Source organism: Nostoc spongiaeforme FACHB-130 (assembly GCF_014698475.1).
Classification (GTDB): domain Bacteria; phylum Cyanobacteriota; class Cyanobacteriia; order Cyanobacteriales; family Nostocaceae; genus Nostoc_B; species Nostoc_B spongiaeforme.
Map to the genome: position 1 here is coordinate 126926 of NZ_JACJTB010000007.1, position 22941 is coordinate 149866.

Below are 22941 nucleotides of genomic sequence, written 5' to 3' on the forward strand. Positions count from 1 at the left end.
TCAAGTTATGATAAGTGGGATTCTTTGGCTAGACCTCTTTACAATCCTTCAGTAAAGTCGGAAATCGCCAGACTCTAGATACTGGAGCGCACTAGATAAAAGCCTTAGAGGGCAGGGGTTGAGATAGTTTATTAAGTTTTGAAACTTCTCTGCCGCAAATTCAATATATAACTATAAAGTTATTAATTGATGATAATTTCACTGACCCGAAATTTTAGAGGTTTTACCATGCGCCGTCATTTCGATAAGTCTCTGCAAGCATATCCAAATCACACAACCTTCCTCCCATCACCGAATAATGCCATACCCAAGGATTCACGGCAGCGAGTGTTACAATTCATGCAAAATATCCAGGATGAGATTTGCACAGGGTTAGAGCAAATTGACGGAGAAGCAAGTTTTCAAGAAGATTATTGGGAGCGAGAAGAAGGTGGCGAAGGACGTACCCGCGTGATTAGAGAAGGGCGGGTGTTTGAACAGGGGGGTGTGAACTTTTCCGCAGTCTGGGGAAAAAGCTTACCGGCTTCGATTTTGACTCAACGTCCAGAAGCAGCAGGACATGAGTTTTTCGCCACAGGAACTTCGATGGTGCTGCATCCTCGTAATCCCTTTGTGCCAACAGTACATCTTAACTATCGCTACTTTGAAGCTGGCCCGATTTGGTGGTTTGGTGGTGGTGCAGATTTAACGCCATATTATGCTTTTGCTGAAGATGCGGTTCACTTTCATCAGACGTTAAAAAATGCTTGTGATTACCACCATCGAGAGTATTACCCAACTTTTAAGCGGTGGTGCGATGAATACTTTTATTTGCGCCATCGTCAAGAACAGCGCGGTATTGGCGGGATTTTCTTTGATTATCAAGATGCTAATGGTAAGCTTTACGTCGGTTCTCAAACAGATACTCCAGCCGCTATTTACAGCCAAAAAATCGGAAATGTCGATCGCAATTGGGAAGATATCTTTGCGTTTGTCAAGTCTTGTGGTGAAGCTTTTTTACCCGCTTACTTGCCCATTGTAGAACGGCGACAAGGAATAGAGTATGGCGATCGCCAGCGCAATTTCCAACTGTACCGTCGGGGTCGTTATGTCGAGTTTAATTTAGTTTACGACCGAGGCACAGTATTTGGGCTGCAAACCAAGGGCAGAACCGAATCTATCCTCATGTCATTACCACCTTTAGCACGCTGGGAATATTGCTATGAACCAGAAGCAGGAACCCCAGAAGCGGAACTGACAGAAGTTTTTCTTCAGCCTAGAGATTGGGTGTAAGAAAGGCAAAAGTAAAAAGATTCTTTTGTTTTGCCTTTTAACTTTTACCTTTTTACTTCTTCTTCCCCATCCCAAAAACATAACCAAAATTTTTTAATAATGAATGAGGTATTCGCTATGAGTAGCCATTTAGATGTGCGTTTGCGAGAAGGTACAAAACATTCTCATACCTTGGCGGAAAATACTGCGTTTATGAAATGTTTCCTCAAAGGAATTGTCGAAAAGAGCTTTTTTAGGAAATTATTGGCGGATCTTTACTTTGTTTATTCTGTTTTAGAGGCAGAATTACAACGATCTCAAAATCATCCAATTGTGGGATTGATTTATTTTCCTGAATTGAATCGGCAAGCCAATTTAGAAAAAGATTTAGCATATTATTACGGTGAAAATTGGCAAGAAGAAATTAAACCTTCGCCATCTGGAAAAATTTATGTAAATCGGCTGCGGGAAATTGCTAACACACAACCTGAGTTATTAATTGCTCATGCTTACACTCGCTATATGGGAGATTTATCGGGTGGACAAGCACTGCGAAATATTGCTCGTTCTGCAATGAACTTACCACCAGATCAGGGAACTGCAATGCACGAATTTGAACAAATCCCTACCTTAGAAGCGAAACAAGCCTTTAAAGAACAATACCGTCAAGCATTAAATTCTTTGGCGATAGATGAAGCCATGATTCAGAAAATTGTAGACGAAGCTAACTATGCTTTTGCGCTTAATAGAGATGTAGTTCATGAACTAGAAGCAGATGTGAAAGCTGTTGTTGGTGAGCATGTTTTTGATTTGATGATTCGCCAAGATAAACCAGGTAGTACAGAAAATAGGGCTGAACAAAATAAGGTACTTAATTACAGTATTTGAAGTGCTGCAAAATGAACAGATACCCGACTTATTACAGAATTCGAGGATCTAAGAACCTGTAAAAATAAGATTTGAAATTGCGAATTTTTATGAACGTTTTATCGCAAAATGTGAAATTTGATGCTGACTTGTTGAGAAAATATGATCAGCCTTTACCTCGTTACACTAGTTATCCTCCCGCTACAGAGTTAACAGAGGATTTTGAACAAGCTGATTTTAAAGCAGCGATCGCAGTTGGCAATTACAAGAAAACACCTCTATCACTCTATTGTCATATTCCCTTTTGTGAAAGTGCTTGTTATTTCTGCGGTTGTAACACTGTTATTACTCCCAATAAAATACTTGCTGAACCTTATTTAAATTATTTGATTCGGGATATTCAGCGAGTAGCATCTTTAATTCATCACGAACGCACTGTTCAACAATTACATTGGGGTGGTGGAACTCCTAACTATTTATCGCTACGTCAAGTCGAGGCTTTATGGTATGCACTCAATCATTGTTTTGATTTTGATGATGATGCAGAAATTTCTATTGAAGTCAATCCGCGATTTTTAGATAGAGATTACCTATTTGCTTTAAAAGATTTAGGTTTTAATCGCATTAGTTTTGGCATTCAAGATTTTAATTTGCAAGTACAACAAGCTGTTAACCGCATTCAGCCGGAAGAAATGCTGTTTCAGGTAATGGATTGGGTGCGCGATGCTGGTTTTACTAGTGTGAATGTTGATTTAATTTATGGCTTACCCTATCAAACTTTAGAGACTTTTAAAAGTACAGTTAACAAGACAATTCAACTCAATCCAGACCGAATTGCGGTATTTAATTTTGCTTATGTACCTTGGTTAAAACCAATTCAACGTTTAATTCCGCAAGAGGCTTTGCCATTAGCTGAAGAAAAATTGCGAATTTTGCAGATGTCGATTGAAGAATTAAGCAACAATGGCTATGTTTTTATCGGGATGGATCATTTTGCTAAACCGAATGATGAATTAGCGATCGCCCAACAACAAGGGCAACTACATCGCAACTTCCAAGGCTATACCACCAAACCAAAATCTGATTTATTAGCATTTGGGATGAGTTCAATTAGTATGCTGCATGATGTGTATGTGCAGAATCATAAACGACTAAAAAATTACTATCAAGCAATTAATAGTGATGAATTACCCATTGAAAAAGGAGTGAAACTAAATCAAGATGATGTTGTGCGCCGGACAATCATTATGGAATTAATGTGTCAATTTCAGCTTTCACCAGACAAAATAGAAGAAAAATATCATTTACATTTTGATGGTGATTTTGCTGAATATTTTCAAAGAGAGCAATTACAACTACGGTTATTAGAAGCTGATGGTTTGATTAAACTTTCTCCTAATCAAATTGAAGTTACACCAAGCGGTAGATTACTCATTCGGAATATCGCGGCTGTCTTTGATGTTTATCTGCGGGAACGAGCAAATATTGGTTATTCTAAAGCGATTTGAAGAATTAGCAATTGGGAGTGAGAAAGTCAAAAAGTTATTTAATTTTTTAGTTTTAACTCCCCGAATTTTGGCTTTTGAATTGGTATGAGGAGTGTTTGTGAAATTTAATTCCATGAGAAATTGGTCAGATAATCCCCAATCATTACGTCTTGATTGGCTAACTGTCGCATTTTTTGCGATAATTCATGCCCTGGCATTGTTAGCACCGTGGTTTTTTTCTTGGTCAGCGTTGGGTGTGATGTTATTGCTGCATTGGCTATTTGGCAGTATTGGAGTTTGCCTGGGATATCACAGAATGTTGAGCCATCGTAGCTTGCGTGTGCCTAAGTGGTTGGAATATGCGATCGCAATTTTGGGGGCGCTATCTTTGCAAGGCGGGCCAATATTCTGGGTAGCAGGACATCGTTTACATCATGCTCACACAGAAGATGAATACAAAGATCCCTACTCTGCCCGCAGGGGTTTTTGGTGGAGTCATGTTTTATGGATTTTCTACCCCAACAAGGAATTCTTTGATTATGACTGCTACCAAAGATATACACCTGATTTAGCGCGAGATGCCTTTTACCGTTGGCTAAATCGCTACTTTTTACTATTACAAATTCCCGTTGCTTTGTTGTTATATGCCCTTGGCGGTTGGTCATTTGTCATCTATGGTGTGTTTTTGAGATGTGTAATTTTGTGGCACACAACTTGGTTTATTAACTCAGTAACCCACATGTGGGGATATCGCACATTTGAGTGTAATGATAATTCGCGTAATCTCTGGTGGGCGGCGATTCTCACCTATGGCGAGGGATGGCACAACAATCACCATGCCTATCCTCATGTAGCGAGGTGTGGTTGGCGCTGGTGGGAAATTGATATGACTTGGTGGGCAATTAAATTATTGAAAAACCTGCGTCTGGCACAAGATGTCAACTTGCCACCGAAATTAAGTAGGTCAGTGTAAATAATTATTGTGGGGATAAGGCAGGGAGCAGGGGGAGAAAGAGTTTGAGCCTTATTTACTTTTCCTCGCATAGCTTGGTTTTATTGCACTGGCTTATTTAGAGTTGTTATTAGTACAAAATGGTAGGGGTGAACGGCCACCCCTACCATTTTGTTTTCTTGATTTTCAAGATAGTTACTAAGCCAAAATTGGTTTTGAGTCTTAACTGAACCTTATAAAGCCAAAATGGGTAACATTCTCAAAAACTGAGTATCCTTTTTCTCACTCAGCAACGCCACTGAGGGAGTCGGCAAAGCCGATGACAGTCGCCTCAAGTCGGGAAACCCGCCCACGGCGCTGTCTCCCCAACGCAGTGGCTCCTCAGCACTCAAAACTCAGCATTCGATCAAGAAGATAGATATTGCCCCATTTCTGGTTGTTGACGACGCAGAACATTCATGGCTTGCTGCTGAATTTGACGAACACGTTCGCGGCTGACATTGAGCTTTTCGCCAATCTGTGCCAAACTCCGTTCTTGATTATCTAGCAGTCCAAAACGCAAAATTAATACTTCACGTTGTACAGGTTTCAGTGAAGATAACCAGTTATCCAGGTCTTGACGCAGCATTTCTTGGGTAATTTGGTCGTTGGGGGAGACACCATCATCACTTAAAAGTTCACTGAGTTCTGTGTCTTGGTTATCGCCAACTTTTAAATCTAAAGAAATTGTCGAACTAGCAGCACTGAGATATTCTCGAATTTGGCTGGGTTCGATGTCCAATTTTTGACCAATTTCTGCCACCGAAGGACGACGACCGAGAGTTTGAAACAGTTCTCGCTGGACTTTCTTGATTTGATTGAGTTTTTCGTTAACGTGAATCGGTAGCCTAACAGTGCGGGATTTTTCAGCGATCGCTCTGGTGATAGCTTGGCTAATCCACCAGTAGGCGTAGGTTGACAACTTATAACCACGATTGGGGTCGAATTTTTCTATCCCTCGTTGCAAACCAATTGCACCTTCTTGAATCAAATCCAATAACTCTAGGTTGCGACGCTGATATTTTTTGGCGATAGAAACCACCAGTCGGAGGTTTGCTGTCACCATTTTTTGCTTTGCTCGTTGACCAATCTGGAGGATTTGAGTGATTTCAGATTCGTTTTTATTGACAAAATTAGCTAATTCTGCTAATGTAGGTTCCCTATCTAATTGTTCACTCAGCTTTTGTTTCTGCTCCTCAATGGCAATCATTTGCTGTACTTGCCTGCCATAAGTGATTTCTTGGTCTGAGGTGAGTAGAGGAAACTGGCCAATCTCTCGTAAATAAATGCGTACCATGTCAGGACTTAGGCTGGACATACAACTTTCAAACTGTGCTTATTTGATAATTTCAGACGAATCTAAAAGTATAAATCAAATAGGCTCAGAAAAAATGCCAATTCGCACGAGCCATTTTGTGCTGCGATCGCTATTTTGAAATAAGTCGAGTTATTCGTGCGATCGCCCACCGGATCTACTGATTTGGTAGCGATCGCTTTGGTAAAATAGCATAAATCATCATTGCTGATGTCAAATGAATGACAAGATTCATCCATGACCAATTTTCCAAAGACTACCTAGAAGAACTCCTCAAACCATTCGGAACAGTCCAAGCACCAAGTCGAGTCGCAGCCGAAGTCAAAGAAATAGACGTATTATTCACACCAATTACCAACCAAACAGCTAATCTAGCCACATTGGGAATATTAGGCAGAATGGCCACAACACCAGCCATCTTTGAACCATTTCGCAACCCCGCATCAATAGACGAAATAGGCGATTGTATCTCTAAATTATTAGAAATCAAGAGCGCAATTCAACGAGAAGCAAAGCGCAACAAAAGTAAAATACCAGACACAGAAATTCCCCAATTGTGGATACTCACACCCACCGCCTCCAAAAATATCATTTCTGGCTATGGTGGGCAACTAAAATCAGATTGGGGAGATGGAATATACTTTTTACCCAAGTATTTTCGCACAGCCATAGTTGCAATTCATCAGTTACCATCAACTCCCGAAACACTATGGCTGAGAATACTAGGACGTGGTAAGGTACAGCAGCAAGCGATTGATGAATTAGTCACACTCCCAACCACTTACCCATTCAAAAGAGTGACGCTAGAATTACTTTATAGCCTGCAACAAAATTTGCGAATCAATCAAAATATCGAAACAGATGATCGGGAGTTAGTGATGAGATTAGCACCACTGTATCAGGAAGACAGAGAACGCGCTAGACAAGAAGGTTTACAGGAAGGTTTAGAGCAAGGCTTACAGCAAGGTGTACAACAAGGAGAACAACAGCTAATTCTGCGGCTGTTAAATCGGCGTTTAGGAGAAATCGATATATCTTTAATCGAGCAGATTCAAGGATTATCTATCGAACAATTAGAATCTCTGGGAGAAGCATTGTTAGATTTTGCCATAGTGGCAGATTTAGAAGCTTGGTTAAGCCAACAACAAGATACAATCCAATAAATTATTAATTTTGATTAAGTTGGAGCGATCGCACTCAATAATAAACAAAATTTTATAACAAAAAAAGAGAGGCTGTTGTTTCACCTCTCTTATTTAAATTTAGTTAACTCAGGTATCAGGACTGTTATCCCTTACCTGTAACTTTTTCAATATCTGTTGGGTTTGTGAACAATGAAGCTGAGGATTTGGCACTGCTTGATGTTATCAAAACCTACAACACGGATGTAGTGGGTGGGATATTGAGAACGGCAAGCTTGAACTTCGCCTAATACTTCGCGGGTGGATTTAGCACCGAACAAAGGCAACTTCCACATTGTCCAGTAGAATTCGGTGGGTTCAGAAGTTTCGTTGAACTCGATCGCTGGGATGTAACCTTGATTCAGAATGTACTGAATTTGCTTTTCAATTTGAGCATCGCTCAGAGGGGGAAGATAAGACAGGGTTTCGTAGCGGCGCTCTTTTGGTAGGGTTTGCATAGCTAATAATAAAGGTTTGCTATTGAGTGACGACTTGGATGTTTCCTAACTGGCTAAGTTATCCCAGTCAGGATCGGAAAATTGCTGTTGTTCTGATTCAGGACTGGGGTTAGTTAAACTCAGCTGCGTGATGCGTTCTAAGTGTTGGCGACGCTGTTCCATATTGGCTTGCTTAATACCAGTGCGAACCATTTCTGGTAAGAACTCTGCCACTTCTTCGGCTATATGTTCTCTAACTGTCATAATTCGCTGTGCTAAGTCAGGTTTGTGTTGGAAAAGTTGTTCAATATAAGCTTCTCCATCCTGAACTTTTCCGGCAGAAAAGTTATGCAGCCAAACAGCTAACGGTGGATTCGTTTCGCCTAGCTGTGCCAGTACAATCCTTAGCGCCTGATATGTTAGGTAGCTTTGGAGAGTTTTGGCTGTATCTTTCGCAATTTGCTTGAGATTCATGCTTGACCCAGCCCAAATTTAAGTTAAAAGTAAAAAGTAATAAGTAAAAAGATTTTCTTTTACCTTTTAACTTTTTACCTTTTACTTGATGATCAGACGGTATCCATTGCCTCAAACTCGAACTTGATTTCTTTCCACAGTTCGCAAGCAGCAGCTAGTTCAGGAGACCACTTAGCAGCTTCACGAATAACATCGTTACCTTCACGCGCCAAGTTGCGGCCTTCGTTACGAGCTTGGATACACGCTTCCAAAGCTACACGGTTAGCGGTTGCACCAGGAGCATTACCCCAGGGGTGTCCGAGTGTACCACCACCAAATTGTAGTACGGAGTCATCACCAAAGATTTCTACCAACGCGGGCATGTGCCATACGTGGATACCACCAGAAGCAACTGCCATAACACCAGGCAGAGAAGCCCAATCTTGGGTAAAGTAGATACCGCGAGACTTGTCTTGCTCAACGTAGTTTTCCCGCAACAGGTCAACGAAGCCCATTGTGATACCACGTTCACCTTCTAATTTACCTACCACAGTACCGGTGTGGATGTGATCACCACCAGATAAACGTAGGGCTTTAGCTAATACACGGAAGTGAATACCGTGGTTCTTTTGACGGTCGATTACAGCGTGCATCGCGCGGTGGATGTGCAGCAATAAACCGTTGTCACGACACCAACGCGCCAAGGTGGTGTTAGCTGTGAAACCTGCTGTGAGGTAGTCGTGCATGATGATGGGCATATTGAGTTCTTTAGCGTACTCAGCCCGCTTCAACATTTCTTCGCAGGTAGGCGCGGTAACGTTGAGGTAGTGACCTTTGATTTCGCCTGTTTCAGCTTGAGACTTGTGGATAGCATCAGCTACGAACAAGAAGCGATCGCGCCATCTTTGGAATGGTGCAGAGTTGATGTTTTCGTCGTCTTTTGTAAAGTCCAAACCGCCGCGCAAACACTCGTATACTGCACGACCGTAGTTCTTAGCAGACAAACCTAATTTGGGTTTGATTGTACATCCCAACAGAGGACGACCGTATTTGTTTAACTTGTCGCGCTCAACTTGGATACCGTGGGGAGGGCCTTGGAAGGTCTTGATGTAAGCTACAGGGAAGCGAATGTCTTCCAAACGCAATGCCCGCAACGCTTTAAAACCAAATACGTTACCTACAATAGAGGTTAAAACGTTGGTGATGGAGCCTTCTTCAAAGAGATCCAGAGGATAGGCAATGTAGGCAATAAACTGGTTGTCTTCGCCAGGAACTGGTTCGATATCGTAGCAACGACCTTTGTAACGATCTAGATCGGTTAATAAGTCTGTCCATACGGTTGTCCAAGTACCAGTAGAAGACTCAGCCGCTACAGCCGCAGCTGCTTCTTCAAAGGGAACTCCAGGCTGGGGTGTAACACGAAACGCCGCCAGAAGATCCGTATCTTTAGGTGTGTAATCAGGTGTGTAATAAGTTAGTCTGTAATCTTGAACCCCGGCTTTATACCCAGCTTTTGACTGAGTCTTCGTTTGAGCGTAAGACATATCTATCCTTCCAAGATGTCACTCTTTTTACTTATCAAATCACGTTTTGTGCAACTTCCTCTCACCATTTTTTCACCCTCATCACTAGAGGAGAAAGTTAGGCACAATTTTGTTGTTAGAGGTCGTCTTCGCCGAAGGGTAGCAGTTTTTCTTTAATTAACACTTGGTTTCTCACCAGTGCTGTTCACGCTCAGGAGTGCATATCCTGGCGCTTGCGCCCTTGTCGTATGAAAAAATTTCTTTTATCTATTCTTCTTGACTCGCTAAATCTTTGTAGCCTCCGTAAAAACTCTCTACTTTGCAGAAAGTATGAGGTTATTCTCGTTTACATCCGTTTAATTAAGGAAATGCGCGTTCTCGCTTACATTTCCGCACCCGCACTCCTGCTGTGTTTCCAATTTGTAGAAAGCAAACCAGAAGAGACTTTGCGGGATGCTGATTTAGTCGAGTAGTCAGCGAAAGACAAAATTGCACACAACGTAATTTGTAACTTGTCTCACAATATATCAATAAATTGCATAAGTTATTCTTTGAAAATTTTTAACTTATATATTTAAATTTGTTATTACATAAAGATTTAAACATTTTGTTAAAACTAATTTACAAATGTAGCTTCTAACTGTATGGAAATGTGAACAATAGATTTGGGGAGGGAATAGGGAAGGTTTCTTAACGGTCTGTGACTCTTGATTTAAGCCTCCGTCAAGACCTACTGCTTGTAGGCGGGGGACTCAGACCCAAGGTGGGGAGAGGGACAGTTACAAGTAACAAATGACTAATAACTCAGTAATTTCTGGGAAAAATACTTGAAGACGATTTAAACAATATCAACAAAGGGAATACTGAGTTTAACCGCCAGCCAGTTTAGGCAATGGCTAAACTTACTGTCTTTTGAGGAAATGTCACCGTGGTATTGTTTCGCAAGCGTATGAGTTTTTTGACGACTTCGATTTTGCTGGGGTTGATGACTTTGCCAAACATTGGCCTGGTAATGATGACAAATCCAGCCAAGGCGCAAACCAATAGTGAAAATCCATCAACTCTGACTCCAGATGTTCAGCGATCGTCGGATGTGACTCCTTCTTACCCAGCTTCCGCACCACCGCCACAAGTCAAACCTTTACCAGACGAGAGAAATCTGGAGGAAAGGTCAATAGAAACAGATTACCGTGTCAGTAACTTGCTGAAAGACTTTAAAGGAAATTTGTGGGTGGGTTATTGGCGGGGATTATCGCGGATTGACCCCAAGACAGGTAAGATATTAGCGCGGGTAAATTTACCGAATGTGGCGATCGGTGCTTTAGCTCAAGACAAAGTGGGGCGTTTATGGGTGGGAACTTATGAAGGACTGATGCGAGTTGACCCCCGGACGAATGAAATTACAGCGCAGAATTTGTTTTTACCTTCCAAGCGGGTGTTGTCGATGTTAGTTGACAAGCGCGGTTACTTGTGGGTGGGAACTGATAGCGGTTTAGCTTTAATTAGTCCCGACCAAGGCTTAATTATGACGACAGTGAAAAATTTACCTGGAGTCAGTGCCAACACCTTAACTTTAGATGCAGAAGGTCAACTGTGGGTGGGGACTTTGGATGGTTTGGTTAGGGTAAACACTACCAACGCTTATATTATGAAGCGAATTGACGGTTTACCCGGTACAACAGTGCAAACCTTAGCTATTAGTCCAGAAGGGTTAATTTGGGCGGGAATGGCTAATAATTTGCTAGTAATTGACCCAAAAACTGATAAAGTGTTGCGATCGGTGACTCCATTGCGGGGAAAGAATGTCACAGCAATAAAATTTGCCCAAGATGGTAGTGTTTGGGTAGGGACGAATAATGGTTTGTTACGATTAAATCCACATACAGGCGCACTTTTAGATCAAGTTGCGGGTCTTCCTTCTAGTCGAGTGCTTGCGCTTATACCAGATATTAGTAATAAATTATGGATCGGCACTAGTGAAGGTTTAGCTTGGTTAATGCCCAAAATGGGTGGTGCAAAACCCCATCTTGCTTTCAGTCGTGCAGTGAAATGAGGGAGTGGTGAGTTGGGAATGGGGAATAGTAATTCCTTGTTTCCTCTCCCTACTCCCTACTCCCTACTCCCTACTCCCCAGTCAAAAATGCCAGTTACTACCCAGCAATTAATTCAATGGAAACAACAGGGACGTATTATCGCAGCTTTAACTGCTTGGGATTATGCGATCGCCCAACTGATCGACGCGGCTGGTGTAGACTTAATTTTGGTCGGAGACTCGATGGCGGTGGTGTTAGGTTATGAAACTACACTCCCCATTACCCTAGAGGAAATGCTATTTCATGCTAAAGCAGTGCGTCGGGGTGTCAAACGCGCTTTAGTGGTGGTTGATTTGCCATTCTTGACTTATCAAGAAAGTATTGCTCAAGCTATGCACTCAGCCGGCAGAGTTTTAAAAGAAACTGGGGCGCAAGCAGTCAAGCTAGAAGGTGGCTATCCCGCGATGGTAGAAACAATTGGGCGTTTAGTCCAAGCGGGAATCCCGGTGATGGGTCATGTGGGGTTGACACCGCAATCAGTTCATCAACTGGGTTTGCGCCAACAGGGAAAAACGGAAGAACAAGCAGAGAGAATTTTAAATGAAGCGATCGCCTTAGAACAAGCGGGTGTCTTCTCCATCGTGTTAGAGCATATTCCCGCAGATTTGGCAAGGCAAATCACAGAAAAACTCAGCATTCCCACAATTGGGATTGGTGCTGGTTCCTATTGCGATGGTCAAGTGTTAGTTACTTCAGATGTTCTTGGTCTTTCCGCCAAGCAACCACCATTTGCCAAAACCTACACCAACCTGCGGGAAACGATTACTCAAGCTGTACAGAATTACGCTGTCGAGGTGCGGGAGAGAAAGTTTCCGTAATTAAACCAGTGAACAGTGAACAGTGAACAGAAATCATGAGTGTATGGTGAAGGACTCATACCCAAAATTTAACTGATAACTGTTAAATAAAACCAATGCGGTGTAAAGGCCAAAAGCGAAATACAGCGCGACCGATGATATTTTGTCTGGGGAGAAAGCCCCAATAACGGGAGTCATTACTGTCGTTGCGGTTGTCGCCCATGACAAACAACTCATCTGGTGGAACTTGCACTGGCGGGAATGGCTGATTTGCTGGTTCAGCGATGTAATCTTCTGGCAAAGCTTGACCGTTGAGATAAACTTTACCACCAGCGACTTTAATAATTTCTCCAGGTGTGCCAATTACCCGTTTAATAAAAGCTTGGTCTTTGGGATAGCCGCGTTTTTGTAATTCTTCGGGGGCTTGAAAAACTACGATATCCCCAGTGGCGGGCGGTTGAAAATGGTATGAAATTTTTTCTACCACCAAGCGATCGCCTTCATGTAAAGTTGGCACCATAGAATCAGAAGGGATGTAGCGAGGTTCCGCCACAAAAGTTCTGATTAATACTGCCAATAATAAAGCGATCGCGACTAAAGTTAAATTTTCTCGCCAACCACGCCATGTTTTTGATGAGGTATTAGCTGCTTTTGTATCAGTTTCCTGGGGAATCATAGAATTTTTTAGCCAGTGCAAACAGTGGAATAAATGCCTTCTGCTATATTATTTACCAAATAAACAAGAATACCCATCACAACTACCTCATCTCCTCAAACAAATTCAATGATGGCTAATGATGGGTAGAAAAACTATTGCCACGGTGAAGAAGGTAGTTGGGCAATTGACTGAACAGCACAGCCTTCTAAAAATATAGGGACACGTCCACAATTAGGACATTTCATCACATCATCTTGTTGAGTATCAGGTTTATTTTTTGGTTTTGGTTTAGAATTTTGTGGTGTGAGAAAAATCACATCAATAGATAATGGAGTCGAACAATGACGACATTCACAAATTATTAACTGTCCGGCATCACTCGTTTGATAGACTTTTAGGTGTTGTGTGGGATAAAATTTTTCTGGTTTTTCTGAGTTTTCTGAGCTGTCGTATCTGTCGGATCTTTCGTATCGTTCTGATCTTTCATATCGTTCTGATCTTTCTGACCTTTCGTATCTTTCTGATCTTTCAGGTTTTTCAGGTTTTGATTGTTCTTCAAGCTTTTCAGACATCGGTTTGACCATGTTTCCTTACAGAGCATTCAATTGAATTTTGAGGTACTGTTAGTGCAGCATTAACATTTAAGAGACACTGCTGTGACTTCCGATTCAGAATGCAACTAAACACTTTTAGCACGCCATATTAAATACTACAACCCCAGATTCTACTCATCCGCAGAATACAGATGTAAGAGAAAAAAGGTTATGACTGGTGCAAAATTATGGAAAAACGAACCGCAAAGGACGCAAAGGACACAAAGTTATAAGACAATAAAGTTCAGTTAAGGCAACAACTTAGACTGGTGTAGGTTGGGTGGAGGAACGGAACCCAACATTCACGCATACTTTGTTGGGTTACGCTATCGCTACACCCAACCTACTATTCTCTTAACTGAACCGTATTGAGTTATAAGAGTTTAAGAGAGTTCTTGCGTCAGTACTCAAGGTTTAAGGGTGAAGGGTTATAAGAGTTTTGAATACCTACACCTTCACACCCTTACACCCTTAATTACCTATGCACTAAAATATTTCGCTACTGGGTGGTAGGTAATAATTGCCGTTGTAGACTGTTCAGGATAAAGTTGTTCACTTTCATCCATATACAGATTAATTCTGCCAGTGTCTAACAACTCTAACTGCTTGTACTGGTCTTGCATATTGGGACAAGCTGGATAGCCAAAACTATAGCGCGAACCGCGATAGCGTTGGGCTAAAATATCCCGAATGTTATCAGGTTCCTCAGCAGTAAAACCTAACTCCTGACGAATTCTGGCGTGTGTCCACTCCGCTAAAGCCTCCGCCATCTGCACTGCTAAACCGTGGAAGTAGAGATAATCGGTGTATTGATTATCTGCAAACAGCTTTTGGGCGTATTCTGTCGCAACTTCACCCACAGTCACCGCCTGCATCGGGAAGACATCAATTATCCCCGACTCCTTGGGCGCAAAGAAATCTGCAATGCACAACCGTCTTAAAGACTTTTGTCTCGGAAACTCAAAGCTGGCTTTGACTTGTGCATCCGGGTTGTTCGTTTCATAGACATACAGCGTATTCCCCTCAGCCTGACAAGGAAAATAACCGTAAATGACTTGAGGATGCAATAAATTCTCCTCAATAATGCGCTGCTTCCAACTTTCTAAAATTGGGTAAACTTTTGCATCTAAGAAAGCCTGATATTCTTCCTTTGATTGTTCCTTCGGCTTACGGAATTGCCATTGTCCCGCAATTAAAGCTTGCAAATCCAAATGCCAGAATAATTCCTCTAAAGGAATATCCGCAGGTTGTAATAACTTGCTTCCCCAGAATGGCGGTGTGGGACGTTCTATGTCTACTGCGACGGCTTCGGAACGGCTTGTATCAATAGGGAGTGGGGAGTGGGGAGTGGGGAGTGGGGAGTGCTGAGTGTTGAGTGTTGAGTGCTGAGTAGTTTCTGGTTCATTACTGACTTCATCCAAAAATCCTTGCAAGTCATCCCAGTTACCAGCAGCTTTGGCTGGCATTAATTTATCCATAAAATGCAAGTCAGAGAAGGCATCTTTGCCATAAACCACTTTACCTTTATAAGCGTTTTGGCAATCATTATGCACAAATTTGGGAGTTAACGCCGCGCCGCCTAAAATTACTGGGACAGTAATTCCTTTTTCGTTGAATACTTCCAAGTTTTCTTTCATGAAGGCGGTGGATTTCACCAGCAAGCCACTCATGGCAATACAATCAGCTTTGTGTTGATTGTAAGCCTCGATAATGTTTTCGACTGGCTGCTTAATTCCCAGGTTAATTACTTTGTAGCCGTTGTTAGAAAGAATGATATCTACTAAGTTTTTACCAATGTCGTGGACATCACCTTTAACTGTGGCAATAATTACCTTACCTTTGGCATTATTCCCCGCCTCGGATTTTTCCATGAACGGTTCTAGGTAAGCTACCGCCGCTTTCATGGTTTCGGCTGACTGTAAGACGAAGGGTAACTGCATTTGTCCTGAACCGAACAACTCACCGACTACTTTCATCCCATCTAGCAAGAAAGTATTGATAATCTCCAGTGGTTTGTAGGTTTCTAAGGCTTTGCTTAGGTGCTTTTCTAACCCAATGCGTTCGCCGTCGATAATGTGGCGTTTGAGAATTTCTTCAATGGGGAGAGTTTCATCAACGCCTTTTTCCCGTTTCGCACTGACTCCAGCAAATAAGGTGGTAAGCTCTCCTAGAGGATCGTAAATGCAGACATCGCCCTCAAATTTCCGTTCGTCGTAAATCAACTGGCGACAAACTTCTTGATGACGGGCTTCAATCTTCGCCAATGGTAAGATTTTGCTGGCGCTGACAATTGCTGCATCCATTCCCGCCGCCATTGCTTCGTGCAGAAACATGGAGTTGAGGACGATACGCGCGGCGGCGGAAAGTCCAAAGGAAATATTAGATACACCCAAGATGACATGACATCCGGGTAATTCTTGGCGAATGCGGCGAATAGATTCAATGGTAGCTTTGCCGTTTTCTCGGTCTTCTTCAATCCCAGTAGAAATTGGTAGGGCTAAGGTATCAAAGAAGATTTCTGTAGCAGGTATACCGTATTCTACAGCTTGGCGGTAGGCACGTTGAGCAATTTGGAATTTTTTCTCCGCAGTCCGCGCCATCCCATCTTCATCAATCGTACCGATGACTACACCCGCGCCGTACTTTTTCGCCAATTCCAGCACCTTCAAAAAGCGCGGTTCGCCGTCTTCGTAGTTGGTGGAGTTTAGCAAACATTTACCACCAGCAACTTTTAACCCCGCCTCCATTTTTTCCCATTCGGTGGAGTCGAGCATTAAGGGTAAGGTAACATTATTCACGATGCGCGAAACGAGTTCGTGCATATCTCGCACGCCGTCACGCCCCACATAATCGACGTTGACATCTAGGATGTGTGCGCCTTCTTTGACTTGCGACCGCGCCATTGACACCAGTCCGTCCCAGTCTTCGGCGTTGAGTAAGTCGCGGCACTTTTTAGAACCACTGGCGTTAAGACGTTCACCGACAATTAAGAAAGAATTGTCTTGGGTATAAGGTTGAGTTGTATATATTGATGCCGCCGCAGGTTCGAGGCTGGGCTGTCTGACTTTTGGCTTTAATTCTTTGGCGATTTCTGCTAGTTGTTGAATGTGTTCTGGACGTGTCCCACAGCAACCCCCAATCACTTGGACACCCAAATCTTCAACAAAGTGCATTAAAGCCATCCGTAATTCTAGCGGTGTCAAGCGGTAGTGTGCTTGACCGCCAACGTTCTCCGGTAAACCCGCGTTAGGAATACAAGAAACCACAAACGGCGAATGTTCTGCCAAATACTTGATGTGTGGTTTCATCAAGTCTGGCCCTGTGGCGCAGTTTAAACCGAGAATATCGATTTTATATGGTTCCAAAATGGTCAGGACAGCATTGATTTCTGTACCTACCAACATTGTTCCCATGCTTTCCATTGTCACCGATACCATCAACGGGATGCGATCGCCTCTCTTCACAAAGGTTTCTTCTATCCCGTTCAGCGCAGCTTTGATTTGCAGCACATCTTGGCAAGTCTCAACCAATAATAAATCTACTCCACCATCCATTAGGGCTTCTGCTTGTTCCGCAAAAGCAGCCTTCATGGTGTCAAAGTCAATATGTCCCAAGGTAGGGAGTTTGGTTGTCGGGCCGATGGAACCTGCAACGAAGCGGGGTTTTTCAGGTGTGGAAAATTCCGCCGCCACACCCTTGGCGAGTTCGGCTGCGGTTTTGCTGAGGTAGTAAGCTTGGTCTGCTAAGTCATACTCTGCCAGTACAATCGAGGTACTGCCAAAACTATCGGTTTCAATGACATCCGCACCCGCAGCGAGAAAGTCACGGTGAACTTTGGCGACAGCTTCGGGTTTTGAATGAACTAAATATTCGTTACAACCTTCATATTGTGCGCCACCGAAATCTTCAGCAGTCAGGTTTTGGGTTTGCAAGTTAGTCCCCATCGCCCCGTCAAAAACAATCACCGGGCTATCAGGACTACGCAGGCGTTCAAGGAAAGGATGAGTCATATTTTCCCAGAAGAAATGATTTTTCAGTTGAGGAGATCCCCCCAACCCTTAAAAAGGGGGGGCTATTGTTCTATTTATCCTCTTTAAAAGCAGAGGATTATTTTTTTAACCCCCTTTTGAAGGGGGTCGCCGTAGGCGGGGGGATCTTATTTTAGGACGCTCGAAGTTTGATCCGAGAATATTGGAATGAAGTGAGTATTGTAATACTCGACTTAATTTATTATTTTCCCTAATTGTGGGATAGAATGGGCGATCGCTCATAATCTCAACTTACATACCAATGCTGAGATCCCATGTTAGAAGTCGGGGATCTGATGAATCATGAAGGATATATGACAAGACTTTATTCCCAGTTGTTAGGAAAATCCAATAAACGTTATGTTGGTGAGGTTGCGAGATTAAAATAGCTGTAGCAAGCAATCAACAACACTTGTATGATTTTTCACGCCTTGTTTAAGGATTACAGATAATGCGACCGATCAAAAGACCCATCAAACCAGCGACTTACATATCCTTTCTCTACATCTACCAAACTACTTGGGGAACTGCTGGTGATGTCTGTTTAATCCGGGAATCAGTAGCAAATGAAAGTACGACCAAGTTTATCGGTCATAAAGTCCGGCTGGTAGTACCGAAATGGTTAGAACGCGATCGCGTGGCGCATTTTCCAGTAATTAAGGTTGCTGGTAATGTCGGTGAAGGACACCCCAAAGAACATCCCTATGAATGGGAGGTGTATGAAGGTGTAGATCGAGAAATTGCGATCGCCGCTTTAAAACCTTGGGGCTTCAAGTTAATTGATCAACCAGAGTAACTCTCATTGCTTCAAGGGATGTCTTAAGAACTACTGCCTTTCATCCTCAAGTGCTACTGCGTTACACTTGGGGTCTTATCGGCAAAGTTGATAAATTTATTACAATGAACCAGGTAGACTATCTCCGCATTAGTTTAATCGATCGCTGTAATTTTCGCTGTCAATATTGTATGCCGGAGGGTGCAGAACTAGAATATGCCCTCAAGCAACAACTACTCTCTGACGCGGAACTACTGACTTTGATTCAAGAGGTGTTTATCCCTGTTGGTTTTACGCGATTTCGTTTAACTGGGGGGGAACCTCTACTGCGTCCTGGTGTAGTAGATTTAGTCAAGGCGATCGCATCATTCAGAGAAACTCAAGATTTATCGATGACAACCAACGGGTTTTTACTCGCACCCATCGCCAAAAATCTTTATGAAGCTGGCTTACGCCGAATAAATATTAGTTTAGATTCCCTTGATCCCGACATCTTTGATCAAATTATCGGCAATCATGGGCGTTCTCGCTGGGAACAGGTTTGGAACGGGATTCAAGCCGCCTACAAGGTGGGATTTAACCCTCTGAAGCTGAATGTAGTGGTGATCCCCGGTGTTAATGACCATGAGATTCTCGATTTAGCCGCCCTCACAATTGAAAAACAGTGGCACGTCCGATTTATTGAATTTATGCCGATTGGTAATTGGCAATTATTTGGCGATCGCGGTTGGATCTCTTCTGCTGATTTACGCCAACGCATTCGCAAACAATGGGGTTTGACAGAATCGCAAGTTTGTGGTAGCGGGCCTGCGGATGTTTTTCAAATTCCGGGAGCAAAAGGCACGCTAGGATTTATTAGCCAGATGTCAGAATGTTTTTGCGATCGTTGTAACCGGATGCGATTCAGCGCCGATGGTTGGTTAAGACCCTGCTTATTAAATGAAACTGGTCAATTAGACTTAAAAACTGCCCTGCGTTCTGGTGTCAGCATCCACCAGTTACGAGAACAGGTAAGACACTTATTAGCCATCAAGCCAGAAATTAACTTTAAAGGCCGCGACTCTGGCACTACAGGCACATACAGCCGTACTATGTCACAAATAGGCGGATAAAACTTTGTTGAGTAATGAGTTCTGAGATTTGAGGCTGTTTAATTACTCAGCACTCAGCACTCAGCACTCAGCACTTCCTTACGCTTGTCGTGAATAGTATTCCACAACCAGCAGTTCGTTAACTTGTAGAGCCACCCACTCGCGCTCAATGACACCGTTAACTTTACCAGTCAGCTTGTTTTTATCAAATTCCAAATGGCTGGGCAGGTTAGCCAAACCGGGATATTGCAAGTTGGTTTCTACCAACTTCCGTGATTGTGCTTTATCCCGAACCGCAATTACCTCGCCAGGACGGCACTGATAGCTGGGAATATTAACTACACGACCATTGATTGTGACATGACCGTGATTTACCAGCTGACGCGCTGCTGGAATTGTGGGAGCCATACCCAAGCGGAAAACGGTATTATCTAAGCGCATTTCTAGCAATTGCAATAATACTTGTCCGGTAGAACCAGTAACACGTCTGGCTTTACGGACATAGCGTAGCAGTTGCTTTTCTGTCAGACCGTAGTTACAACGGAGTTTTTGCTTTTCTTCGAGACGGACAGCATATTCAGAACGCTTTTTGCGGTTCTGACCATGTTGACCGGGCGGATAGGCGCGTCTTGCGCTTTTACGAGTTAATCCTGGTAATTCGCCTAAGCGACGTACAATTCTGAGGCGTGGCCCTCTGTATCGGGACATGAGTTTCCTTAATTTAATCCTGTTTAAACTTTACCCAGACATACTATTATAAATATCTGTAAATGAAAAATGCTAAAAATCCGAAATTTAATCATCAAAAATTTATAAATATCAGAATTTAAGAGCCAAGCACCAGAATTGAGAATGTCAAGCAGAGTTGGCTTAAATTTGAGTTAGCATAACTGAGGGTTTTGGAACAATGGCAATGGAAACACAAAAAGTGAGTAAAGCGAGAAAGCCTCAAAGTCAGTCTATTTCTGGGATACTCAACACCCAAAGCATTCGCTGGACTACACCTGTTTTGGCTATAGCAGGATTGTTGATATCTAGTCTTCCCAGCCCAGCACTGATATTATTTTCCGATGACCACGAGAGTTACCGTGCATGTGCAGCGCAACTTTTAAAAGCAGGTGTCACCCAAGCAGCCGCAGCCCAAGGTTGTGCGACAGCAATACGTCCCAGAGATTTATCTGCTTGTGTGGCGACTATTAAACAAAGAACAAAAATTAGCCCAACCGATGCGCTAGCTTACTGTTCCAGGGCGCGTCGTCCTAAAGAATTAGCCAGTTGTGTTGTTGGTGTCAGTCTCAATACCAAAGAAGAAATTAACTCAGCCGTTTTAAATTATTGTGGTCGTAGTTTATTACCTATCACTTTTGCGGACTGTGTGGTTGGTTTGCGTAGGGAAATTCCTTTAACACCAATGCAGGCGTTAGATACTTGTATTGACGCTAGTGAAACTGCTAATGGGCTAACTCTTTCACCTACAACGCCCTAAACTTAATATTACTTACTTAATTATTTGGTCAACTGTCTCTAGTGACTCACCTTTTAACTTTAACTACAGACTGTTGACTAAAAAATAACCCTGTCTATTTATAGAAGCTAATAAAATACTGAATCATCCAATTTATAAGTGTGGATGGCAACGGAAGCATCCTGCCATTCGAGACAAAAAGCTAACAATGTCTCTAAATTTTGCAGCAGGAGCCTACCCGTCGTAACGATTGTACATATGATTTGGAATTTCCCGGTTGTTGAGTGTTAGGATGCTTACTTTTTATGAGCCGGAAGTGTTAATCTTCTTTTCTACCAAAAACCATCTGTAAAATCATGGGAATACCACCACTTTGGTGATACTTATCTGCCCAAGAGCGGATAACTTCGTCAAGTTCTTCCATTGCTTGATCCCACTTTTGTGGAGGAATGTCCAGTTCTTCTAAAGCACGCATGGAATTTGGTCGTTTTTCTGCCCAGTTTCTCATCATCCGAAAATACCGAGCTGTATCTTCTAGCATGATATAGGTACGCTCTTGATCGTCTGCTGGTGCGTAAAAAGGACGAGTTAGCGCATAGAAGGGCATTCCCCAAGGTGAATCAATTCTTGTCACCGTACCTGAATAAAGTAGGCGGCGCTTGATGTGTTCTGCTAAGGCTTCACTCAAGGGCATTTGATGCTCAGGCGGGAGGACTTCTTGCGATCGCTTATGCAAAAATTCAATTAGTTCGAGGAATTCAAACGAACTTACTAATTGCGCGTCTGGCAAGTTACCAGGTAATTTTTGCTCAATTTGTTTTTTCTCTTCACTTGTCAGACTAGTTCCTGGCACGCGGGATCGCCCTGGTTGCCAAGGGTATTTTTCCATCCAGACGTAAGGCAGTTGAATTAAATAGCGTGGTTCTTGAGAACCCAGCATTTTTAGCAACTTGCCTTCTGTCAGAGCTTGTCTGACTTCTTCCACAATAATTTTGACCCTTTTTGGCTCCAGGTGGTGCAAATGACCCGTCATTCTCAGGTTTTGTCCCTGTTCAAGATAGGTCATATAAATTGCACACTTAGCTGCCGTAGCTGCTGCATCTAAGAATGCTCCATGCCTGTGCCCACTAGTCCGCATAGCACTAAAAGCCAGATAAAGCATGATCTGATCCATTGCACTAGGGCCAAGTTGTTTGATCAGATCTATGTCGTTACTCATATTACAGACAGTTAAATAGCACGTTTACAGATTTATAGTCAGAGGGAAGTAAGTAGTATACACCCAAACTTTAGGCGATATTTTTACTTGAGACTTTCTAGGATGCTGTGACTTTCAGGTTACTAGCAGTTGAAATTGCCAATGGCTCCGAATTATATAGCAAATCACTACTAAAAATAAGTTTAGTTGACTTGGCTATTGTCATCTTTTCCTGACAGATTCACAACTAACCATAAAATTCCTCTACTTGTCATACCAATTACAAAACCATCTATTTTTCCGATTTAATCTATAAAGATTGTCTTCGTTAGCCAGGATGTTGCAACCTAATATTGGTTCACAAACTGAAAAATACTTCCTGATTGTGGCAACATCTAACCAGCCGATGGACTTGATGGTATGCACCTTTCCCAAGAATGACTGCTTTCTTTGGGTTTGTAGAGAATTCTGGTTACTCGTCGATTTCCTATTCGTGATGAGTAATCTGAGAGTCAATTATCTACTGAACTTGAATCAAATTACAGGTTTAGCAGATACTAGTAGACTACCATAATGCTCACAGCTTTCGGCAAATTTCGGGCATCTTTAGGTAGTTAGCACTTAGAGAAATCTAATTCCTCAAATCAGGTAGATAATTCCCAGTCCAAAATACCGTTTATTGCCTTTAACCATGATATTCTATTCTGTCAGCTTTTTTATCAAGTTTATGTAAATTAA

Annotated in this window: 22 protein-coding genes; 11 read left to right on the plus strand and 11 right to left on the minus strand. The window is 42.5% G+C overall.

All coding sequences use genetic code 11. The features are described 5' to 3' along the window. Positions 1-228: 228 nt before the first annotated feature. The 4 genes from hemF (at position 229) to H6G74_RS08865 (ending at position 4578) form a co-directional block, all read left to right on the plus strand. Positions 229-1272 carry an oxygen-dependent coproporphyrinogen oxidase gene (gene hemF / locus H6G74_RS08850; RefSeq protein ID WP_190967309.1) on the plus strand — a complete coding sequence of 348 codons (1044 nt, stop codon included), beginning with the start codon at positions 229-231 and terminating at the stop codon, positions 1270-1272. Between the two features lie 117 nt (positions 1273-1389). Further along, complete coding sequence (locus tag H6G74_RS08855; protein ID WP_190967310.1) at positions 1390-2139, plus strand: biliverdin-producing heme oxygenase; 750 nt, start codon at positions 1390-1392, stop codon at positions 2137-2139. An 89-nt stretch (positions 2140-2228) separates the two neighbouring features. Beyond that, a complete protein-coding gene (gene hemN / locus H6G74_RS08860; RefSeq protein ID WP_190967311.1) occupies positions 2229-3626 on the plus strand; it encodes an oxygen-independent coproporphyrinogen III oxidase in 1398 nt (465 codons plus the stop codon). 112 nt (positions 3627-3738) lie between these two features. Then, on the plus strand, positions 3739-4578 hold the full coding sequence (locus tag H6G74_RS08865) for an acyl-CoA desaturase (protein ID WP_190967312.1): 840 nt from the start codon (positions 3739-3741) through the stop codon (positions 4576-4578). Between the two features lie 212 nt (positions 4579-4790). Here the strand turns inward: H6G74_RS08865 and H6G74_RS08870 are convergent, their stop codons facing one another. The 3 genes from H6G74_RS08870 to H6G74_RS08880 are packed head-to-tail and all read right to left on the minus strand — an operon-like array spanning position 4791 to position 6150. Further along, on the minus strand, positions 4791-4949 hold the full coding sequence (locus tag H6G74_RS08870; protein ID WP_190967313.1) for a hypothetical protein: 159 nt from the start codon (positions 4947-4949) through the stop codon (positions 4791-4793). 14 nt (positions 4950-4963) lie between these two features. Then, positions 4964-5914 carry an RpoD/SigA family RNA polymerase sigma factor gene (locus H6G74_RS08875; RefSeq protein WP_190967314.1) on the minus strand — a complete coding sequence of 317 codons (951 nt, stop codon included), beginning with the start codon at positions 5912-5914 and terminating at the stop codon, positions 4964-4966. 41 nt (positions 5915-5955) lie between these two features. Beyond that, positions 5956-6150 (minus strand): hypothetical protein, encoded by a 195-nt coding sequence (locus H6G74_RS08880; protein ID WP_190967315.1) that lies wholly within the window; start codon positions 6148-6150, stop codon positions 5956-5958. Here H6G74_RS08880 and H6G74_RS08885 point away from each other — a divergent pair. After that, positions 6133-7074: a DUF4351 domain-containing protein gene (locus H6G74_RS08885; RefSeq protein ID WP_190967316.1), complete on the plus strand. Its 942-nt coding sequence runs from the start codon at positions 6133-6135 to the stop codon at positions 7072-7074. The genes H6G74_RS08880 and H6G74_RS08885 overlap by 18 nt on opposite strands. Before the next feature lie 146 nt (positions 7075-7220). Here the strand turns inward: H6G74_RS08885 and H6G74_RS08890 are convergent, their stop codons facing one another. From H6G74_RS08890 to H6G74_RS08900, 3 genes are all read right to left on the minus strand, one after another. Next, positions 7221-7550 carry a ribulose bisphosphate carboxylase small subunit gene (locus H6G74_RS08890; protein ID WP_062295467.1) on the minus strand — a complete coding sequence of 110 codons (330 nt, stop codon included), beginning with the start codon at positions 7548-7550 and terminating at the stop codon, positions 7221-7223. A gap of 45 nt (positions 7551-7595) precedes the next feature. After that, complete coding sequence (gene rcbX / locus H6G74_RS08895; RefSeq protein ID WP_062295465.1) at positions 7596-8003, minus strand: RuBisCO chaperone RbcX; 408 nt, start codon at positions 8001-8003, stop codon at positions 7596-7598. Between the two features lie 92 nt (positions 8004-8095). Continuing rightward, entirely contained in the window at positions 8096-9526 is a 1431-nt protein-coding gene (locus H6G74_RS08900) for a form I ribulose bisphosphate carboxylase large subunit (RefSeq protein ID WP_062295463.1), read from the minus strand. Positions 9527-10454: 928 nt separating this feature from the next. Between H6G74_RS08900 and H6G74_RS08905 the strand changes: the two genes are divergently transcribed. Continuing rightward, a complete protein-coding gene (locus tag H6G74_RS08905; RefSeq protein ID WP_190967344.1) occupies positions 10455-11558 on the plus strand; it encodes a ligand-binding sensor domain-containing protein in 1104 nt (367 codons plus the stop codon). An 87-nt stretch (positions 11559-11645) separates the two neighbouring features. Continuing rightward, entirely contained in the window at positions 11646-12416 is a 771-nt protein-coding gene (gene panB / locus H6G74_RS08910) for a 3-methyl-2-oxobutanoate hydroxymethyltransferase (protein ID WP_190967317.1), read from the plus strand. Between the two features lie 82 nt (positions 12417-12498). Here the strand turns inward: panB and lepB are convergent, their stop codons facing one another. The 3 genes from lepB to metH all read right to left on the minus strand — a co-directional run bounded on the left by lepB (position 12499) and on the right by metH (position 17656). Further along, the gene (gene lepB, locus H6G74_RS08915; RefSeq protein WP_190967318.1) at positions 12499-13071 is read right to left on the minus strand and encodes a signal peptidase I; all 573 of its coding nucleotides are present in this window, start codon (positions 13069-13071) and stop codon (positions 12499-12501) included. Positions 13072-13205: 134 nt separating this feature from the next. Then, the gene (locus H6G74_RS08920) at positions 13206-13625 is read right to left on the minus strand and encodes a hypothetical protein (protein WP_190967319.1); all 420 of its coding nucleotides are present in this window, start codon (positions 13623-13625) and stop codon (positions 13206-13208) included. Between the two features lie 500 nt (positions 13626-14125). Beyond that, positions 14126-17656, minus strand: a complete 3531-nt coding sequence (gene metH / locus H6G74_RS08925) for a methionine synthase (protein ID WP_190967320.1) — start codon at positions 17654-17656, stop codon at positions 14126-14128. Between the two features lie 469 nt (positions 17657-18125). Between metH and H6G74_RS08930 the strand changes: the two genes are divergently transcribed. Further along, positions 18126-18470 carry a hypothetical protein gene (locus tag H6G74_RS08930; RefSeq protein WP_190967321.1) on the plus strand — a complete coding sequence of 115 codons (345 nt, stop codon included), beginning with the start codon at positions 18126-18128 and terminating at the stop codon, positions 18468-18470. 104 nt (positions 18471-18574) lie between these two features. Then, positions 18575-19561, plus strand: a complete 987-nt coding sequence (gene moaA / locus H6G74_RS08935; RefSeq protein WP_190967322.1) for a GTP 3',8-cyclase MoaA — start codon at positions 18575-18577, stop codon at positions 19559-19561. Between the two features lie 78 nt (positions 19562-19639). Here the strand turns inward: moaA and rpsD are convergent, their stop codons facing one another. Next, entirely contained in the window at positions 19640-20248 is a 609-nt protein-coding gene (rpsD, locus tag H6G74_RS08940) for a 30S ribosomal protein S4 (RefSeq protein WP_190967323.1), read from the minus strand. A gap of 205 nt (positions 20249-20453) precedes the next feature. Between rpsD and H6G74_RS08945 the strand changes: the two genes are divergently transcribed. After that, positions 20454-21026 (plus strand): hypothetical protein, encoded by a 573-nt coding sequence (locus H6G74_RS08945; protein ID WP_313888471.1) that lies wholly within the window; start codon positions 20454-20456, stop codon positions 21024-21026. A 298-nt stretch (positions 21027-21324) separates the two neighbouring features. Here H6G74_RS08945 and hetR read toward each other — a convergent pair whose 3' ends face one another. Next, positions 21325-22224: a heterocyst differentiation master regulator HetR gene (hetR, locus tag H6G74_RS08950; protein ID WP_190967325.1), complete on the minus strand. Its 900-nt coding sequence runs from the start codon at positions 22222-22224 to the stop codon at positions 21325-21327. Positions 22225-22540: 316 nt separating this feature from the next. On the opposite strand from hetR, the gene H6G74_RS30915 reads away from it, so the two are divergent. After that, the gene (locus tag H6G74_RS30915) at positions 22541-22777 is read left to right on the plus strand and encodes a hypothetical protein (protein ID WP_206756981.1); all 237 of its coding nucleotides are present in this window, start codon (positions 22541-22543) and stop codon (positions 22775-22777) included. Positions 22778-22941 lie beyond the last annotated feature (164 nt).

Bases quoted from the DNA above. Each gene is read 5' to 3' on its own strand.
- hemF (WP_190967309.1), top strand. From the start codon at position 229: ATGCGCCGTCATTTCGATAAGTCTCTGCAAGCATATCCAAATCACACA.
- H6G74_RS08855 (WP_190967310.1), top strand. From the start codon at position 1,390: ATGAGTAGCCATTTAGATGTGCGTTTGCGAGAAGGTACAAAACATTCT.
- hemN (WP_190967311.1), top strand. From the start codon at position 2,229: ATGAACGTTTTATCGCAAAATGTGAAATTTGATGCTGACTTGTTGAGA.
- H6G74_RS08865 (WP_190967312.1), top strand. From the start codon at position 3,739: ATGAGAAATTGGTCAGATAATCCCCAATCATTACGTCTTGATTGGCTA.
- H6G74_RS08875 (WP_190967314.1), bottom strand. From the start codon at position 5,914: ATGTCCAGCCTAAGTCCTGACATGGTACGCATTTATTTACGAGAGATT.
- H6G74_RS08885 (WP_190967316.1), top strand. From the start codon at position 6,133: ATGACAAGATTCATCCATGACCAATTTTCCAAAGACTACCTAGAAGAA.
- H6G74_RS08880 (WP_190967315.1), bottom strand. From the start codon at position 6,150: ATGGATGAATCTTGTCATTCATTTGACATCAGCAATGATGATTTATGC.
- H6G74_RS08890 (WP_062295467.1), bottom strand. From the start codon at position 7,550: ATGCAAACCCTACCAAAAGAGCGCCGCTACGAAACCCTGTCTTATCTT.
- rcbX (WP_062295465.1), bottom strand. From the start codon at position 8,003: ATGAATCTCAAGCAAATTGCGAAAGATACAGCCAAAACTCTCCAAAGC.
- H6G74_RS08900 (WP_062295463.1), bottom strand. From the start codon at position 9,526: ATGTCTTACGCTCAAACGAAGACTCAGTCAAAAGCTGGGTATAAAGCC.
- H6G74_RS08905 (WP_190967344.1), top strand. From the start codon at position 10,455: ATGAGTTTTTTGACGACTTCGATTTTGCTGGGGTTGATGACTTTGCCA.
- panB (WP_190967317.1), top strand. From the start codon at position 11,646: ATGCCAGTTACTACCCAGCAATTAATTCAATGGAAACAACAGGGACGT.
- lepB (WP_190967318.1), bottom strand. From the start codon at position 13,071: ATGATTCCCCAGGAAACTGATACAAAAGCAGCTAATACCTCATCAAAA.
- H6G74_RS08920 (WP_190967319.1), bottom strand. From the start codon at position 13,625: ATGTCTGAAAAGCTTGAAGAACAATCAAAACCTGAAAAACCTGAAAGA.
- metH (WP_190967320.1), bottom strand. From the start codon at position 17,656: ATGACTCATCCTTTCCTTGAACGCCTGCGTAGTCCTGATAGCCCGGTG.
- H6G74_RS08930 (WP_190967321.1), top strand. From the start codon at position 18,126: ATGCGACCGATCAAAAGACCCATCAAACCAGCGACTTACATATCCTTT.
- moaA (WP_190967322.1), top strand. From the start codon at position 18,575: ATGAACCAGGTAGACTATCTCCGCATTAGTTTAATCGATCGCTGTAAT.
- rpsD (WP_190967323.1), bottom strand. From the start codon at position 20,248: ATGTCCCGATACAGAGGGCCACGCCTCAGAATTGTACGTCGCTTAGGC.
- H6G74_RS08945 (WP_313888471.1), top strand. From the start codon at position 20,454: ATGGAAACACAAAAAGTGAGTAAAGCGAGAAAGCCTCAAAGTCAGTCT.
- hetR (WP_190967325.1), bottom strand. From the start codon at position 22,224: ATGAGTAACGACATAGATCTGATCAAACAACTTGGCCCTAGTGCAATG.
- H6G74_RS30915 (WP_206756981.1), top strand. From the start codon at position 22,541: ATGTTGCAACCTAATATTGGTTCACAAACTGAAAAATACTTCCTGATT.